The sequence below is a fragment of the Pseudoalteromonas haloplanktis ATCC 14393 genome (assembly GCF_000238355.1).
Classification (GTDB): Bacteria; Pseudomonadota; Gammaproteobacteria; order Enterobacterales; family Alteromonadaceae; genus Pseudoalteromonas; species Pseudoalteromonas haloplanktis.
Genome location: NZ_AHCA01000007.1, coordinates 44,787 through 60,758, shown reverse-complemented (window position 1 = coordinate 60,758; position 15,972 = coordinate 44,787). Strand labels below are relative to the sequence as shown.

Sequence of the window (15,972 nt, the reverse complement as noted above, 5' to 3'; positions counted from 1 at the left end):
GCCCCTTAGAATAACTCGATATCGGTTTTTGAATCTTGTTCTTCGATATGGTGTAAATAGCTGATTTCGCGTTTTTCGATTGCCTCACTGTGCATTTCACGCAATTTTTTCACCTGCACTCTCCCTGTTTGAGGATTAAAATTGACCTTGCGAGGCCAAGGACCACCCACATCATGTGACACTAAGTTTAACCCCTCTTCTTGTACATAGGAATGTGCAAAGCGAATATTACCAAGGCCTATATCAGTCATTGAGCGAATAATCTTCCCGCCACCAAATAATTTTATTTTTAAGTTTTGCCTCGATGCGCCATTCTTAAGTACTTCATTTATTAAAAACTCCATTGCCCAATTACCATAACGACAATTTAAATTATGTGCGCTAGTAGGCTCTGCACCTCTTTCAATAGGCAGCATAAAGTGATTCATACCACCAATACCTAACTTGTCATCATAAATACATGCAGCAATGCATGAGCCTAGCACCGTAGAAATAACTTCATCGTGTTTCGATACATAAAACTCACCGGGTAAAACTTTAGCGACGACTCGCTGCAGTCCTGAATCCCAAAAGCGTTTGATATGCTCAAAGCCATGCAATACAGGTTTAAAATTATGCTCCATAGCTCACCTTAAGGTACATCGTTTTGCCTAAATTTTTAAACTCACGATGTTCCTTCCCGATCGTTTCAGAGTGACCTAAAAATAAATACCCTTGCTCAGCTAAAATATTGCAGTAACGAGTAAATAGCTGATCTTTTGTTTGTTTATCAAAATAAATCACTACATTACGACAAAAAATCACATCAAAAGGTCCCTTCATCGGCCACTGCTGCAATAAGTTCAAACGCTTAAAGTGAATGCTCTGCTGTAACTCAGGTTTAACTTTGAACTGCTCGCCATCTTTGCTTTTTAAAAACCAACGCTGTAATTGCTGTCGTTCCAGTCCGCTAACATTCGCTGCAGTGTAAGTACCAGACTGCGCCTTTGCTAATACGTTTGAATCTAAATCTGTGGCTAAGATTTTCACATCCCAATCACTAGGAAATAAGCCATGCAAGGTCATAGCGAGAGAGTAAGACTCTTCCCCTGTTGAGCAACCAGCCGACCAGATCCGCACTCGTCGAGTACTTTTATTGGCAACTAATAACTTAGGCACTACGTGTGATTTTAAATAATCAAAATGATGTGACTCTCGAAAAAATGAAGTCAAGTTAGTGGTTAACGCGTTTATAAAATCGCTAAATTCTTGTTCTTTATGGTTCTGTAAATAAGCCAAATATTGCTTAAAACTTGTAAACCCTAAGGCTCGGATACGGCGCGCAAGACGTGAATAAACCATTTCCCGTTTATGCTCACCTAAAACAATGCCGCACGCCTGATAAACAATCGTTGCTATCTGTTTAAAGTCACTATCGGTTAATAAAAACTCTTTCATTACAGATACTCGTAATAGGCGCGTCAGCAATGCGGTTAAACGTTACAACAATGGCAAGTAAAGCCGTGGTACAGCGTAACGCCTTTACTTACGTTATTGTTTTCGGGCATTTAGTTTACAGAAACTTAAAACTCCTCCCACTCATCTGTTGAATCGGCAAAATTATCGCCTCGTACCTTACTGCGAATATTAGTGCTACGAATATTAGTACTGCGAACTGGTGCAGTCACTGGTTTCACTGACGCCACAGTTGACTCGTGTTGCTCACTTATAGTGAAAAAATTAAGCAAGCGACGCATATCATTTGCTTGCTCAGACATCGACTCGCCTGCAGCTGAAGCTTCTTCGACCAGCGCTGCATTTTGTTGCGTCATTTCGTCCATTTGTGATATCGCTTTATTTACCTGCTCAATACCCGAGCTTTGCTCTTCAGACGCCTGTGCAATATCTGAAATCATTTCCGTTACTTTTTGTACTGCAACCACAATTTCTTTCAAAGTGGCGCCTGATTCGTTCACTAACAAAGTACCGTCTTCAACTTTACCAACACTATCGCGGATCAGTTCTTTAATTTCTTTTGCCGCTCCCGCTGAACGCTGGGCTAAATTACGCACTTCACCTGCGACCACAGCAAAGCCACGGCCTTGCTCTCCAGCTCTCGCCGCTTCAACTGCTGCATTCAGCGCTAATAAATTAGTTTGAAAAGCAATTTCATCAATCACACTAATAATATCTGCGATTTTCTTACTCGACTCATTAATGGCTGACATACTAGTTACCGCACGGTTAACAACCTCCCCTCCTTGTTGCGCTTTACTTTGTGTTTCTTCAGCCAGCTGATTGGCAACTTTTGCATTGTCGGCATTTTGTCTAACCGTGCTGGTCATTTGCTCCATGCTTGCTGCGGTTTCTTCTAATGATGAAGCTTGCTCTTCAGTGCGCTGACTTAAATCAGCATTACCTTGCGATATTTCTTCTGCTCCACTGGCAACTAGCGTAGCGGAGGTGTTTATGCGGTTTATTACTTCAGTCAATTTATCTGCTGTTGTATTGGCGTCTTGCTTTAATTTATTAAACGAACCTTGATAATCTTTTTCGATACGAATCGTTAAATCACCATTAGCTAACGCATCTAACATAGTTGCAGTATCTGATACGGCAGCATCAACGATAGAAACTAAACTATTTAGTCCTTGCGCTAAGCGTAGGAAGAAACCATTTTTATTGGCTTCTTCAACTCTTACTTGTAACTCCCCCTTACCTGCGGCACTTACTAAACCTGCCATTTCTTGTTCTATGGCGACTTCTGCAGTGCGATCCGTCCACTCCACAACCGTGCCAATACGTGTGTTCTCAGGCGTAAAAATAGGGTTGGCAATCAAGCCAAATGTTCTGCCACCTACTAGAATTTCTGTTTTATAGGTCGTTTCTAACTTAGCTAACATATTCCGTTGATGGGCTGGATTTTTATGGAACACATCGATATTTTGCCCCATTAGCTGACTACTATCAAAATGCGGTAAATCTTTACGTAAATCGGACTCTGCCACTTGCATCATTTTTAAGACGGCTTCATTCATATATATAATGTCGTTACTAGCATCAGCAATCATGGTATTGGTAGCAACGCGATCGAGAGCACGGCGCACTCGCAAATTTTCTTCTGCTTCGAGCTTTTCTTTTTCAGCCCGATTTACCTCATCAGTAATGTCTTGCCACTCAACAATAGTGCCAAGCCGTTCGCCATCGGTGCCAACCCAAGGAGTCGCAATCAAACTAAAAATAAGCCCTGCTAAGCGTAATTGTGCTTTGTGTGGCTGCTGTAACTCAGCCAGTAGCTGCCTTTGATGTTCTGGTTTTTTATGAAAATCATCGACACAAGTGCCCACTAGATTTGCGACCGAAAAACTTGGTAGTACAGTTTTAAGAGTCTCTTCGCGTGCTTGTAACATACGCTGCACTTGATCGTTAACGTAAACAATTTCTAAATTATTATCAGCTATCATCACATTGGCTTGGCATACTTGTAGAGCTTGGGAAAGTTGTGCGTCATGCAATGATTTTACTTCTGCTTGTTTTTGCGCAGTTATATCAGTAGCGTATTTAACAACTTTGTAGGGCTTGCCAGTTAAGTCAAAAATTGGGTTGTAGGAAGCCTGGATCCAGATTACTGAGCCATCCTTTGCGATGCGTAAATATTCACCAGAGTCAAACTCGCCACGACTAAGCTTTTTCCAAAACTGTTGATACTCATCACTTTTTGAGTAGGCTGTTTCAACAAACATACTATGATGCTTACCGACAATTTCATCACTTTGATAACCTAAGGTCTGTAAGAAGTTTGCGTTAGCCGAAATAATCGTCCCATCAAGTTCAAATTCAATCACCGCTTGTGACTTATCAATAGCTTCAATCTGCCCTGCCGTTTCATGGGCTTTATTTTTTTGTGCGGTAATATCGCTGGCAAATTTAACCACTTTAGTGACTGCGCCAGTACTGTCTAGCACAGGGTTATAGGTTGCTTGTATCCACACGTTGCGGCCATCTTTAGCAATCCGCTTAAATTCATCTGAAATAAACTCACCCGCGCGTAAACGCTGCCAAAATGCTTGATACTCCGTGCTTTTAGCTTCATTCTCAGCAACAAAAATTGCATGGTGCTGCCCTTGAACTTCTTCAAGTCGATAGCCCATAACAGTTAAGAAATTATCATTCGCCGTTAAAATAACGCCACTTGGCTCAAACTCAATGACTGCGAGTGACTTATTTAACGCCTCAACAACCAAATCATTGTCAGATCTTGAATTTTTAGAATTGCTAAACCACCCCATGCCCTTCACCTTTTTGTTTATTTACATTTGCTTATTTAGTGAAGACACTAAATATCCATTGTTTTTTTCAGATCAAGTAACGCCACCATTTTTTCACCAACGTTAACCAATCCTGCTACGAATTCAGCATTTTCTGAATCTGTTAAACTGGGCACTGTTTTCGCATCTTGCTCTGCGATACTGTAAACATCCGACACAGCATCAACGACCACGCCCATAATTTTACTGTTTTGCGCAAAATGCACTTTCACTACTATCACTACGGTCAGCGGGCCATAATCTATTGCCGCTAAGCCAAAGCGTAATCTCAAATCTAAAATAGGCACTATGGTGCCTCGTAGATTAATGACTCCTTTGAGATAATCAGGAGCATTGGGGATTTCAGTGATCTCTTCCCAACTACGAATTTCTTGAACCGTTAAAATATCAACGCCATATTCTTCATCAGCCATAATAAAAGTTAAAAACTGCTTAACGCCTTGCGCTTGTTCCAGCACTATTTTGTTATCTACTTTGCTTTGCGCAGAGATCATGACGCCTCCAAACTTGCTTTCGATTCAATTATTAAATCTTGGCTTCCAGGCTTTCTTAGCCCCGACAATTTAATTAAGCCACTGATATCAACAATCAATGAAACGCGCCCGTCACCTAAAATAGTCGCACCCGACACACCATCCACTTTTTGGTAATTTGCTTCTAAGCTTTTGATCACCACTTGCTGCTGCGACAATAAATCATCCACTAATAAGCCTACTTTTTGATTGTCGCTTTCAACCACCACGAGTAAGGTTTTATCAAGCGTTTCTATTGCCCCTTGATGATTAAAAATAGTGTATAAGCGTAAGATCGGGATATATTCATCTCGTAGCCTAAGAACATCTAAATCCTTACCTACTCGACTCACTTTGCTGATATCAATTTGCAGTGATTCAACAATGGAAATGAGGGGGATAATATAGGTATGCTTCGCGACTCGAACTAGCTGACCATCTAAAATAGCCAACGTTAGCGGCAGCCTAATCGTAAATGTAGAACCAACACCTGCGGCAGATGACACTTCTACAGAGCCATTGAGGGATTGAATATTACGCCGGACTACATCCATTCCCACACCGCGCCCAGAGATGTCACTCACTTCATCCGCGGTTGAAAAACCTGGCATAAATATCAATTCATTAATTTCATCATCATCTAACTCATCCGTGTCGGAAACTAATCCATTAGCAACGGCTTTTTGTTTTATTTTTGCCGTATTCAGACCTTGTCCGTCATCCATGATTTCTATAACAATATTACCCCCTTGATGAAACGCATTCAGGGTTACCTTGCCAACAGGATCTTTACCAGCTGCTATGCGCTGCTCAACAGTCTCTAAACCATGATCTAAAGAGTTACGCACTAAGTGCACCATAGGGTCTGATATTTTCTCCATTACGGTCTTATCAAGCTCGGTCTGCTCTCCAAGTAGTTTAAGCTCGACTTGTTTATTTAACTTTTGCGAAATATCTCTTACTAAACGAGGAAAACGGCTAAATACAAAACTGATCGGGAGCATACGAATTCGCATAACGCTCTCTTGTAAATCTCGGGTGTTATGCGCTAATTGCGCTAAGCCTTCTTGCAAGGCAGCGATACTCGCTTCGGTGACCTCCTGCTCTCCAATCTGACTTAACATAGCTTGCGTAATAACCAACTCCCCTACCATATTGATTAATGAATCAACTTTATCGATGCCCACTCTGATTGAGGTTGATTCTGCTGCAGCTGGAGTCGTTACTTTAGCTACCGCTGCTTTGGGGCTCGGATTAACCGCAATAACCTCCGCGACTGCTGGCGTTGATGCAAGCTTTTCTGCTATCGATTCCTGCGCAGCGGGGGGCGGTTCTTCCTGTGCAAACAAACCACCACAGAGCGTGATATTAATATCAGCATCATCCTCAACCCATTCAAAAATTTCTCTAATTGCACTTTCATCTTTTGCCGTATTTAAAAAGAACCGCCAAGATAGGAAGCAATCATCGGCACTTAAATCAATAATATCAGGTATCTCATTATGAAAAGCATGGGTCTGTAAATCACCCAGCTCTGCAAGCTCACTGATCATATATAGTGGTTCATTACCGGTTTTAAATAAATGATGGTGAGGTTTAAAATCAATTTGATAAGTATTTAGTTCAGGTTCAGCAGGCTTACTTTTGGTTACAATTTGCTCGGTACCAGCCGGGGTCACTCCTAAGATTTGCTCAAATTTACTTCTAAGCTCATTCGCCTCTTCCAAATTAGGCGCTTGCTCTGCCTGTAGGGCACTAAGCAAAGCGCGTAAGCAATCCACAGATTTCAGTAATAAATTAACATGCTCAGCCGTAAGCGCTCGTTTTCCCTCACGGATTTGATCTAACAGGGTTTCTAGTACATGGGTAAAATCGGATACAGAGTTAAAACCAAATGTACCGCTTCCCCCTTTAATTGAATGTGCGGCACGAAAAATAGTATTGATTGTTTCTAAGTCTTCTTCGCCAGGTACTAAATTTAATAGCTCAGCTTCCATGGCATCTAAACCTTCAAGGCTTTCTTCAAAGAAAACTTCAAAAAATTGACTTAAATCTATACTCATACCCGTCCCCTAGATTAGCGAATAACTTTTTTTAAAACCGCTAATAATTGTTCAGGATTAAAGGGTTTAACTATCCAGCCTGTAGCCCCTGCTGCTTTGCCTTCAACTTTTTTATCCATGCCTGATTCAGTGGTTAACATCAACAACGGAGTAAATTTATAGTTGGGCAAAGTTCGTAATTCTCGGATCAAAGTAATGCCATCCATTACCGGCATATTGACGTCCGATATAACAGCATCGAAGCCTTGCTGTTTGGCTATATTTAATGCTTCACTGCCATCCTTTGCCTCTGTTACATCAAAGCCTGCTTTTTTAAGCGTAAACCCGACCATTTGGCGCATTGATGCAGAGTCATCCACGGCTAAAATTTTTTTCATATGTACCCCTTAGTCTGCACTCTCAAGTATTAAATATTCGCTTAGGCCTAAGCGGTTAATAGCATTTTTTAAAGGCTCACTTTGCCCAATCCAAATAATTTTATGATGAACACATAGCAAGTGTTTTTGCAAAGCACATAACAATTGAACTGAGGCGGTATCTGCGCGCACAACTTCGCTAATATCCAGACACACATCATCATTGCTGTGCAATTCTTGTAATAAATCTTGGTGTAAATTTTCAACTTGGGTGATTGCTAATTCTGCGGGAAGCTTCAACATTTTTTAGCACTTTCCATGTTTAACCAATTCATAACAAAAGCTTAGACTGAGTTAGTGAAAATGCCATAAATGCGTTGAAAAAAGAGTAAGTTTATTTATCTAGGAGGAAATAAAATGCACAAAAAAGGGGCTAACGCCCCGTTATAATCATCGAAAACATACTAATAACCCATTTATTTATAATGATCAGCAATCAATTTAAATTCTGTTATTAATAATTTCGCATTAATTAATGGCACACTGCCTTGCTTAAACTCAGGTTTAAATATCGCCCTAACAGCACCTTGCGGATCAACCATCGCGATTGAAGCACTGTGATCAACCGCATATTCTGGCTCATCGCTATCGCTAATTGCGTAAATGAGACCCAACTCTCTTACCAATGGAAATAAGTCTTTATGCTCTCCAGAAACAGCTAAAAAATCAGGGTTAAAGTAATCAATATAAGCTTTGCGTTTGGCAGTTGTATCACGTTTTGGGTCAACGGCTAAAAACCAAATTTGCAATGGGTACTCATCATGTAAGGCGTTATAAACGCTTTTCAATTTTGCTAATGTCAACGGGCAGATATCAGGGCAACTGGTATAACCTAGAAAGACTAAATTCCACTGCCCTTGTAAAGTTTGTTTATTCACTGGCTGAGCATTTTGATCTTGCAGGGTAAAGTCACTCAAAGACTTGGCTTGCTCATACACCAAAGCTTCAACCTCTGGCATAGAATTATCACTACAAGCTGCCAACAACAATAAACTTAATGCTCCCCAGATACCTCGCCCACACCTAACTGCTAAGCTATTCATATAACAAACCATTTATCAATAAATAAGGCGACAAAGAGTAACATTAAATGCACAATCGAAAAACGAAATAAATCCATAGCGGTATCGTCATTTCCTGCCAATTTAAGTTTTACTGCCTTGTAAGTAAATATGCTATTGAGCAAAGTCGCCGCTACCAAATAAATAACCCCCGACATGCCAATCAAGTAAGGCAACACGCACACTAAAGTAAGTAATACTGAATAAGCAACTACACAGGTTTTACAAAAGTCTATTCCATGAGTAACGGGTAGCATAGGGATTTTAGCGCGCTCATAATCGCTTTTACGCGCGATAGCCAATGCCCAAAAGTGAGGAGGGGTCCAAGTAAATATGATCATCACTAGTAACCATGGCGCAGCAGCCATTTGGCCGGTTTCAGATACCCACCCGAGTAATGGCGGCATCGCCCCAGCAAGCCCACCAATAACAATATTTTGTGGTGTTGCACGCTTTAAAAATGACGTATAAATAAACGCATAACCCACGAGCGCAAATAAGGTCAATATTGCTGTAAGTGTATTAGCCCAAACCACCAGCATTACAAAGCCACTAACACCAATCACTGCTGCAAAGCTTAATGCATGAAACTTAGATAATCGCCCTTTCGCCACTGGCCTATGACGAGTTCGCGCCATTTTGCTATCTATTTCACTATCGACCACATGATTGATCACCGCCGCTGCAGCAGATAAAAAACCGATCCCCAATAAACTAATAAACTGTACGCCAATACCGCGGCCAACATCTGGCGCTAGCGCTAAACCAACCCATGCAGTAAGCACCAGCATAGCAACCACTTTAAATTTACTAATCGCTAAATAATCATTTATTAAGCCGCTAATTTGGCCGGGTGCTAACTTTGTTATTGCTATTAATTGTGTCATAACTGCCCCTAAGTACGTGCTTTTAAGTAAAAACATAAACGAACTACCGTTAATAATAGTATGGCAGCCATTAGGTTATGCGCCAGTGCTACTGCTAACGGAAAATGCCAATGCACAACCGCCAAGCCCAAACAAATTTGGCACAACAATGCGACCAATACTGCAACGCAGCACTGTTTAATTTTTTTTGATATTGCACGGCTATAAATACGCCACATGATCAGCGCTAACACGACACAAGTAACTAACGCCCAAATTCGATGTAATAAATGAATCGACATTCTAGCTTGCTGCGATAGCACACCATATTCATACGTGCTGTGCTCTAACGGCAGTTGAAACACACTGCTCAGTGAAAACGGTTGTCCGTAACTACACAGCGGCAACCCATTGCAATGTGGAGCTGCGTAATTAGCAGCGAGCCATCCTCCCAGTGCAATTTGCATTATCAGCACCACTAAGCCCACCAAGCTAAGTGTAAAGTAGCGTCGTGCAACTGCATCCCCCCCAGTAATTGGTTTCGCTGTTAGCCGCAGATACAGCAATGTAATTAATGACAAAATACTAAATCCACCTAACAAGTGGCCCATTACGATTAATGGCTGCAAATTCATAGTGACTGTCCACATGCCAAGTACGGCTTGAAAAACCACCAAGACAAGTAATAAAAATGGCAACTTAACTGGCATTACTGGATGCTGACGCTTTATAAGAGCAACAATAAACAACGCCAAAATAAGCAACCCAAGAGTACCGGCGAAGTAGCGATGGATCATTTCTTTCCATGCTTTTGCCTTTTCAAACATCATATCTGGGTAAGTTTGCTCAACATGAGCTAAATCAGCCTCATGTTTTGGCACAGTTAAAAAACCATAACAACCAGGCCAGTCAGGACATCCTAATCCCGCATCACTAAGGCGCGTATAGGCACCTAAGCCAACAACTAAAATTGATAACAGAAAAGTGGCTAACACTAAGTGCTTATAATTTTTATACATAGTTAACACTCCCTTGATCAGCTAGAACGCGAATAGTTAAGTAATTTTTTTAAATCTTGGAGCAAGCCTTTTTGCGTTAAACGGTTCTGTTGTGGTTCTTCACGATACGGGTATTGCAAAACCACTAAGCCCATATGATCGATTAAATATAAGCTGGCTGGTGTCAGTTCCTCAATACCGGCTAGTTGCGGCCAAGTAGAGGAGGCTTGCTGCGTGGCGCCTAAAATAACCATATCAACCTTGCCTTGGTTTTTACCTAGCGCAATATATAGGTTATCTAGTGCTTGCAACTGCTCAGCGCATGCCTGCTGGCAGTGCTTTGGATGGTTTAAAGCAATCGTCCATTGCTTATGCTCTGAGTTTTTCCAATCTTTAATTTTTACTTCAGTAGTTAAAAACTCACCATTATTCGTCGATGTCGAAGGCATCCAGTCTAGCTTTAATGCTAAATAAGCCAGAACTAAAGGCACTAAACAGCAACCAATAAAAATAACCATAGGTTTATTTTTCATGTTAATTCCTTCTTTTACTCGCAAAAACAGTGACCACCACACATGCCAAAGCAATTAATAGCCATTGCACAGCATAGCCATAATGCTTTTGCGGGCTCATTACTACAGCTTGATAATGCGGTATACCTAACTCATCACCTAAACCTTGCCGATAACCAATAAAATCAGCCATTGCTTGTTCTGCTTGTTGAGTGAATAATTGTAAATCAATGGTTTGTACCCGCTTTGGCCAACGGCCATCCTCAGGTTTTATTGCTGCGTTATCTAAGGTGAAACCACTAAGCTTCCCCTGCTTGAGTTGAACATTGATTGTGATAGGTTTACTCGGTAGCGTTATAGACGGTAACTGTTCTCGTGACACCGGCGCTTTAACCCAACCAAAATTAATTAATAGAGGCACCTTGCTAGTAGTAGGCTTAAATAGCATTAGCACATCATAGCCAACTTGCCCTTGATACACTTGATTATCTAATAACCAATAACCATCACCGTTTATCCTGCCAGTTAAAGTCGCCTGCACGCCGGTTTTATTCCAATCATTAGGCAATGCCTGCACTTGTGACCATTGCATCAGCCCTTGAGCTTGCACACTGGCAATATGAGTAAGTTGCTGTGTTTTGGCTTGTGCTCGTTGAACTTGCCAATAACTTAATCGCAAACACACCATTACCACAACGATCACCACGCAAACGATGAAAATTGAGCTAAGCTTTTGTTTACGCCATAAAATTAGCTGCATAAAGGTGAACCCAGTGATTATTAAAATTATTATCGTACTGTTGTTATTGTTTATACTTTTTAACTTATTTAGAGCATTATTTATTATGGTCTCAGGTCGAAATAATGGGCGGCCAATGTCATACTATTTAGGCCGCCGCGTGTTATTTTCCGTCCTAGTACTTATCGTTGTAATTGCTGCACTTAAACTCGGTTACATCTACCCCAATGCCAACCCTACAACACATATACAAACACAAATAAACATAACCAAACCACATCAACAAAATGCCAGTACCAAGCTGCAGCTTGAAATGCAAAATGCTTATCTGGGCTAAAATGACCTTTTAAAATTCTAAACAATACCACTAGCAAAATAATGGTACCGAGGGTCACGTGCATGCCGTGAAAGCCGGTTAATAAGAAGAACGTATTGCCATAAACTCCAGCATCTAAAGTTAGCCCTAAGTCTTTATAAGCGTGAATATACTCAGCTACTTGCAAACCTAAAAATACAACGCCTAGCAAAATAGTGAGCCCTAAAAAAGCTTTTAATGGCCCACGTTTATTGTTTTCCATTGCCACATGCGCAAAGTGTAGTGTCACCGAAGAGGAAAGTAAGATTAATGTATTTATTAATGGTAAGCCCTGCCAGCCCATCGCTTGGGTGGTTCCCCCAGCAGGCGTTGTTACCAACGGCCACACTGCTTCAAATGTTGGCCATAAAACCTCATTAGTCATGGCGTTGTTACCCGCACCACCTAACCAAGGAACGGAGATCATTCGCGCATAAAACAAGGCACCAAAAAAGGCCATAAAAAACATTACTTCAGAGAAAATAAACCAGCTCATTCCTTGGCGAAATGAGCGGTCCATTTGTGCTGAATATAACCCTTGATGTGATTCTTCAATCACATTCTTAAACCAACTAAACAGCATGTAGAACAAAATGGCTATACCAGCGTAAAGAATATAATGGCCATTGCCAGCTTCAGAGCTTGCCTGCATAACCGTCAGTGCCGCGCCTACAGCAATTAAAAACATCGCCACAGCGCCGACAATAGGCCACGGGCTTTGTGCTGGCACATAATATTTATCGTAATTTTGATTCATCTCGTTTGCTCCTAATTACTAGCCACTAACTGACTACTAATATCAAACACGGTATAAGATAAGGTGAGCTCTTCTACATCATCTGGTAACTCTGTATCAACGTAAAAAAGTAACTTAAACTCAACCTCTTCACCGGCTTTCAATGGCTGTTGATCAAAACAAAAGCAGGCCATTTTGTGTAAATACTTGGCTGCTTTTCCTGGCGATACTGAAGGTACCGCCTGCATAACTTTATCTTCATTACTGAGGTTTTTTGCTTTAAACACTACTTCGCGCATTGCCCCAGGCTTTACTGCAACACTGTATTCAGCTGATTGCACCGTAAACGGTGCCCCACTTTGTGCATGAGTGGTAAAGCTCACATCCACCTCGCGTGCTTCATTAATACTGGTGCTTTGCTTCGCTTGTTCTAGCGATGGTTTACCATTGAGCCCGGTTACATCACAAAAAACGTCGTATAACGGCACCAACGCAAAGGCAAAAGCAAACATACCTAGGCATATCAGCACTAAACGCTTAAGCAGTGGTGCATGGCTCATTACTTGATCTCCGGCGGTGTTTCGAAGGTATGATATGGCGCGGGTGAATCTACTTCCCACTCTAATCCTTCAGCGCCATCCCAGACTTTCGCAGGCACTTTATTGCCACCTCTGGCGCACTTAAATACCACCACCACAAACAGTAATTGCGATAAACCAAAGGCAAAGCCACCAAGACTTATAATTGCGTTAAAATCAGCAAATTGCAGCGCATAGTCAGGAATACGACGTGGCATACCGGCAAGTCCCACAAAATGCATCGGGAAAAACAATACATTCACACTCACTAACGACAGCCAAAAATGCCACTTCGCCAAAGTGATATTAAACATATTGCCCGTCCATTTCGGTAGCCAGTAATAAGCCCCTGCCATGATTGAAAATACCGCGCCTGTGACTAATACATAGTGAAAATGTGCTACCACAAAGTAAGTATCGTGATACTGAAAATCAGCCGGGGTAATCGCTAACATCAAGCCTGAAAAGCCCCCTAAGGTAAACAACACGATAAATGCAATACTGAATAACATCGGCACTTCAAAACTAATTGAGCCGCGCCACATAGTGGCTACCCAATTAAATACTTTTACCCCCGTTGGCACTGATATCAGCATAGTTGCATACATAAAAAACAATTCAGCGGCGACGGGCATCCCTGTGGTAAACATATGATGCGCCCATACAATAAAGCTCAGTAAAGCAATCGAGGAGGTGGCATAAACCATAGAAGCATAGCCAAATAGCTTCTTGCGTGAAAAGGTAGGCACTATGGTCGATATAATACCAAAGGCAGGCAAAATCATGATGTACACTTCAGGATGACCAAAGAACCAGAAGATGTGTTGAAACATCACAGGGTCGCCACCGCCCGCTGCATCAAAAAAGCTCGTAGCAAAATACTTATCAGTGAGTACCATAGTCACCGCCCCTGCCAATACTGGCATTACTGCAATTAATAAAAATGCGGTGATTAGCCAAGTCCAGACAAACAACGGAAGTTTCATCCATGTCATGCCTGGAGCACGCATATTCACTATGGTCACTATGACATTTATTGCGCCCATAATTGAGCTGATCCCCATAATATGCACAGCAAACACAAATAACGCAGTGTTATCATTACTGTAGGTGGTTGAAAGCGGTGCATAAAATGTCCAACCAAATGCAGGTCCGCCACCAGGCATAAACAATGACGCCAATAGAATTAAAAACGCGAATGGTAGGATCCAAAAACTCCAGTTATTCATGCGCGGCAAGGCCATATCTGGTGCGCCAATCATCAGTGGCACCATCCAGTTTGCAAGCCCTGTAAAGGCTGGCATAACCGCACCAAACACCATAATCAAACCATGTACTGTGGTCATCTGATTAAAAAAATGTGGTTCGACTAACTGCAACCCTGGCTGAAATAATTCAGCTCGGATCACCATTGCCATTGCGCCACCAATTAAAAACATGGTGAGCGAGAAAATTAAATATAAGCTACCAATATCTTTGTGATTGGTAGTAAATAGCCAGCGCTTAAACCCTTTAGCAGGGTGATGATGGCCATCATCATGATCTGCAGCTGTATTATCATGTTGCTGTGTTACGCTACTCATTATTTAGCCTCCGATGTTGCATCAAGCTCAGCTTGGATCTGACTCGGTTGAATAACATCGCCGGTATCATTACCCCACGCATTACGTTTGTAAGTAATAACCGCCGCTAATTGCTTAATTGATAATTGCTTAGCAAATGCTTGCATCGCAGTACCTGGGCGGCCATGTAGTACGACATCAATATGATCTTTAATATCACCAAGCACCACCGGATTGCCTTTCAGCGCAGGAAACACTCCTGGCAGCCCCATACCTGTTGGTTGATGGCATGCTGCACAACTGGCCATGTAAACTTGTTCACCCAACGTCATTAACTCTTCTTTAGGTAATGTTTGATCGAGTAATGCCGCATCCGCAGCAGCTGCTTTTTGCTTAGCTTGTTTAGCATCAGCCAGCCATGTCGCAAATTCTTGCTCAGATTTAGCTTCCACCACCACGGGCATAAAACCGTGGTCTTTGCCGCACAACTCAGCGCATTGCCCGCGATAAATGCCCTGTTCATTTATTTTCGTCCACGTTTCATTGATAAAACCCGGGTTGGCATCTTTTTTAACCGCAAAATCAGGGACCCACCACGAGTGGATCACATCATCGGAGGTCATCAAAAAGCGTATTTTTTTATTGATTGGCAAGACTAAAGGTTTGTCTACCTCTAGAAGGTAGGTGTTAGTTTTATCCGCTTGATTGGTTATTTGTTCTTGTGGAGTTGATAGGATAGAGTAAAAAGCAACACCTTCGCCCATGTACTCATAATGCCATTTCCATTGTGACCCTGTAATTTTAATCGTTAAATCAGCTTTACTTGCATCCTCCATCGCAATCAACGTTTTAGTCGCAGGCACAGCCATCGCGATGAGAATAACAAATGGAATAGCAGTCCAAAGTATTTCAACTTTAGTACTTTCATGGAATTGGGCTGGAATAGCCCCTTTTGATTTACGATGATGTATTAACGCCCAAAACATAACGGCAAATACAATCACCCCAATCACACAACAAATTATAAATATAGTCATGTGTAGTTGATAAACATTATTACTTATATCGGTTACACCTTCGCGCATATTAAATTGGCTATTCGCCAACAATTGCTGCGGAAGCATAAGTAATATAAGCCACAAGGTAGCGCTCAGTTTACCCATGTGACGGCTCCTTTTGATGCTATTGCAAGACGCAAAGCGAAAAGGCGGCACTACTTTATTTCACGCCAATTCGTTATTTTTTTATTGTAACTGGTGATCAAACC

General features: G+C 41.6%; 17 protein-coding genes. 1 reads left to right on the top strand and 16 read right to left on the bottom strand.

Annotated elements, in window-relative coordinates:
• Nucleotides 1-5 precede the first annotated feature (5 nt).
• The 12 genes from cheD to PHAL_RS0113810 all read right to left on the bottom strand — a co-directional run bounded on the left by cheD (nt 6) and on the right by PHAL_RS0113810 (nt 11,495).
• Nucleotides 6-623: a chemoreceptor glutamine deamidase CheD gene (gene cheD, locus PHAL_RS0113865; RefSeq protein ID WP_016709026.1), complete on the bottom strand. Its 618-nt coding sequence runs from the start codon at nt 621-623 to the stop codon at nt 6-8.
• Nucleotides 613-1,437, bottom strand: coding sequence for a CheR family methyltransferase (locus tag PHAL_RS0113860; protein WP_016709025.1), 825 nt, complete (start codon nt 1,435-1,437; stop codon nt 613-615). Before PHAL_RS0113860 ends, cheD begins: the two co-directional genes overlap by 11 nt.
• 125 nt (nt 1,438-1,562) lie before the next feature.
• A complete protein-coding gene (locus PHAL_RS0113855; protein WP_016709024.1) occupies nt 1,563-4,268 on the bottom strand; it encodes a methyl-accepting chemotaxis protein in 2,706 nt (901 codons plus the stop codon).
• 47 nt (nt 4,269-4,315) lie between these two features.
• Nucleotides 4,316-4,801 carry a chemotaxis protein CheW gene (locus PHAL_RS0113850; RefSeq protein ID WP_016709023.1) on the bottom strand — a complete coding sequence of 162 codons (486 nt, stop codon included), beginning with the start codon at nt 4,799-4,801 and terminating at the stop codon, nt 4,316-4,318.
• Entirely contained in the window at nt 4,798-6,882 is a 2,085-nt protein-coding gene (locus PHAL_RS0113845) for a chemotaxis protein CheA (RefSeq protein WP_016709022.1), read from the bottom strand. The genes PHAL_RS0113850 and PHAL_RS0113845 overlap by 4 nt, the downstream gene beginning before the upstream one ends.
• 14 nt (nt 6,883-6,896) lie before the next feature.
• Nucleotides 6,897-7,259 carry a response regulator gene (locus PHAL_RS0113840; RefSeq protein WP_016709021.1) on the bottom strand — a complete coding sequence of 121 codons (363 nt, stop codon included), beginning with the start codon at nt 7,257-7,259 and terminating at the stop codon, nt 6,897-6,899.
• A gap of 9 nt (nt 7,260-7,268) precedes the next feature.
• Nucleotides 7,269-7,541, bottom strand: a complete 273-nt coding sequence (locus PHAL_RS0113835) for an STAS domain-containing protein (protein ID WP_016709020.1) — start codon at nt 7,539-7,541, stop codon at nt 7,269-7,271.
• Nucleotides 7,542-7,714: 173 nt separating this feature from the next.
• Nucleotides 7,715-8,341: an SCO family protein gene (locus PHAL_RS0113830; RefSeq protein WP_016709019.1), complete on the bottom strand. Its 627-nt coding sequence runs from the start codon at nt 8,339-8,341 to the stop codon at nt 7,715-7,717.
• Complete coding sequence (gene cyoE, locus PHAL_RS0113825) at nt 8,338-9,246, bottom strand: heme o synthase (RefSeq protein WP_036981111.1); 909 nt, start codon at nt 9,244-9,246, stop codon at nt 8,338-8,340. The genes PHAL_RS0113830 and cyoE overlap by 4 nt, the downstream gene beginning before the upstream one ends.
• Before the next feature lie 8 nt (nt 9,247-9,254).
• Nucleotides 9,255-10,244 (bottom strand): COX15/CtaA family protein, encoded by a 990-nt coding sequence (locus PHAL_RS0113820; RefSeq protein WP_016709017.1) that lies wholly within the window; start codon nt 10,242-10,244, stop codon nt 9,255-9,257.
• A 17-nt stretch (nt 10,245-10,261) separates the two neighbouring features.
• A complete protein-coding gene (locus PHAL_RS0113815; RefSeq protein WP_016709016.1) occupies nt 10,262-10,756 on the bottom strand; it encodes a hypothetical protein in 495 nt (164 codons plus the stop codon).
• 1 nt (nt 10,757) lies between these two features.
• Complete coding sequence (locus PHAL_RS0113810; RefSeq protein WP_016709015.1) at nt 10,758-11,495, bottom strand: SURF1 family protein; 738 nt, start codon at nt 11,493-11,495, stop codon at nt 10,758-10,760.
• On the opposite strand from PHAL_RS0113810, the gene PHAL_RS24710 reads away from it, so the two are divergent.
• Nucleotides 11,449-11,811 (top strand): DUF2909 domain-containing protein, encoded by a 363-nt coding sequence (locus tag PHAL_RS24710; protein WP_308700769.1) that lies wholly within the window; start codon nt 11,449-11,451, stop codon nt 11,809-11,811. The two genes, PHAL_RS0113810 and PHAL_RS24710, sit on opposite strands and share 47 nt — an antisense overlap.
• On the opposite strand, the gene PHAL_RS0113805 is transcribed toward PHAL_RS24710, so the two are convergent.
• Genes PHAL_RS0113805 through coxB form a run of 4 tightly spaced genes read right to left on the bottom strand, consistent with a single transcriptional unit; the run spans nt 11,711 to nt 15,868 of the window.
• Nucleotides 11,711-12,586 carry a cytochrome c oxidase subunit 3 gene (locus PHAL_RS0113805; protein WP_016709014.1) on the bottom strand — a complete coding sequence of 292 codons (876 nt, stop codon included), beginning with the start codon at nt 12,584-12,586 and terminating at the stop codon, nt 11,711-11,713. The genes PHAL_RS24710 and PHAL_RS0113805 overlap by 101 nt on opposite strands.
• Nucleotides 12,587-12,597: 11 nt before the next feature.
• The gene (locus PHAL_RS0113800; RefSeq protein ID WP_016709013.1) at nt 12,598-13,125 is read right to left on the bottom strand and encodes a cytochrome c oxidase assembly protein; all 528 of its coding nucleotides are present in this window, start codon (nt 13,123-13,125) and stop codon (nt 12,598-12,600) included.
• Complete coding sequence (gene ctaD, locus PHAL_RS0113795; RefSeq protein WP_016709012.1) at nt 13,125-14,726, bottom strand: cytochrome c oxidase subunit I; 1,602 nt, start codon at nt 14,724-14,726, stop codon at nt 13,125-13,127. The genes PHAL_RS0113800 and ctaD overlap by 1 nt, the downstream gene beginning before the upstream one ends.
• Entirely contained in the window at nt 14,726-15,868 is a 1,143-nt protein-coding gene (gene coxB / locus PHAL_RS0113790; RefSeq protein WP_016709011.1) for a cytochrome c oxidase subunit II, read from the bottom strand. Before coxB ends, ctaD begins: the two co-directional genes overlap by 1 nt.
• Nucleotides 15,869-15,972: the final 104 nt, after the last annotated feature.

What these genes read in the sequence shown, in the direction of transcription:
- cheD (WP_016709026.1), bottom strand. Translation starts at nt 623, where the DNA reads ATGGAGCATAATTTTAAACCTGTATTGCATGGCTTTGAGCATATCAAA.
- PHAL_RS0113860 (WP_016709025.1), bottom strand. Translation starts at nt 1,437, where the DNA reads ATGAAAGAGTTTTTATTAACCGATAGTGACTTTAAACAGATAGCAACG.
- PHAL_RS0113855 (WP_016709024.1), bottom strand. Translation starts at nt 4,268, where the DNA reads ATGGGGTGGTTTAGCAATTCTAAAAATTCAAGATCTGACAATGATTTG.
- PHAL_RS0113850 (WP_016709023.1), bottom strand. Translation starts at nt 4,801, where the DNA reads ATGATCTCTGCGCAAAGCAAAGTAGATAACAAAATAGTGCTGGAACAA.
- PHAL_RS0113845 (WP_016709022.1), bottom strand. Translation starts at nt 6,882, where the DNA reads ATGAGTATAGATTTAAGTCAATTTTTTGAAGTTTTCTTTGAAGAAAGC.
- PHAL_RS0113840 (WP_016709021.1), bottom strand. Translation starts at nt 7,259, where the DNA reads ATGAAAAAAATTTTAGCCGTGGATGACTCTGCATCAATGCGCCAAATG.
- PHAL_RS0113835 (WP_016709020.1), bottom strand. Translation starts at nt 7,541, where the DNA reads ATGTTGAAGCTTCCCGCAGAATTAGCAATCACCCAAGTTGAAAATTTA.
- PHAL_RS0113830 (WP_016709019.1), bottom strand. Translation starts at nt 8,341, where the DNA reads ATGAATAGCTTAGCAGTTAGGTGTGGGCGAGGTATCTGGGGAGCATTA.
- cyoE (WP_036981111.1), bottom strand. Translation starts at nt 9,246, where the DNA reads ATGACACAATTAATAGCAATAACAAAGTTAGCACCCGGCCAAATTAGC.
- PHAL_RS0113820 (WP_016709017.1), bottom strand. Translation starts at nt 10,244, where the DNA reads ATGTATAAAAATTATAAGCACTTAGTGTTAGCCACTTTTCTGTTATCA.
- PHAL_RS0113815 (WP_016709016.1), bottom strand. Translation starts at nt 10,756, where the DNA reads ATGAAAAATAAACCTATGGTTATTTTTATTGGTTGCTGTTTAGTGCCT.
- PHAL_RS24710 (WP_308700769.1), top strand. Translation starts at nt 11,449, where the DNA reads ATGAAAATTGAGCTAAGCTTTTGTTTACGCCATAAAATTAGCTGCATA.
- PHAL_RS0113810 (WP_016709015.1), bottom strand. Translation starts at nt 11,495, where the DNA reads ATGCAGCTAATTTTATGGCGTAAACAAAAGCTTAGCTCAATTTTCATC.
- PHAL_RS0113805 (WP_016709014.1), bottom strand. Translation starts at nt 12,586, where the DNA reads ATGAATCAAAATTACGATAAATATTATGTGCCAGCACAAAGCCCGTGG.
- PHAL_RS0113800 (WP_016709013.1), bottom strand. Translation starts at nt 13,125, where the DNA reads ATGAGCCATGCACCACTGCTTAAGCGTTTAGTGCTGATATGCCTAGGT.
- ctaD (WP_016709012.1), bottom strand. Translation starts at nt 14,726, where the DNA reads ATGAGTAGCGTAACACAGCAACATGATAATACAGCTGCAGATCATGAT.
- coxB (WP_016709011.1), bottom strand. Translation starts at nt 15,868, where the DNA reads ATGGGTAAACTGAGCGCTACCTTGTGGCTTATATTACTTATGCTTCCG.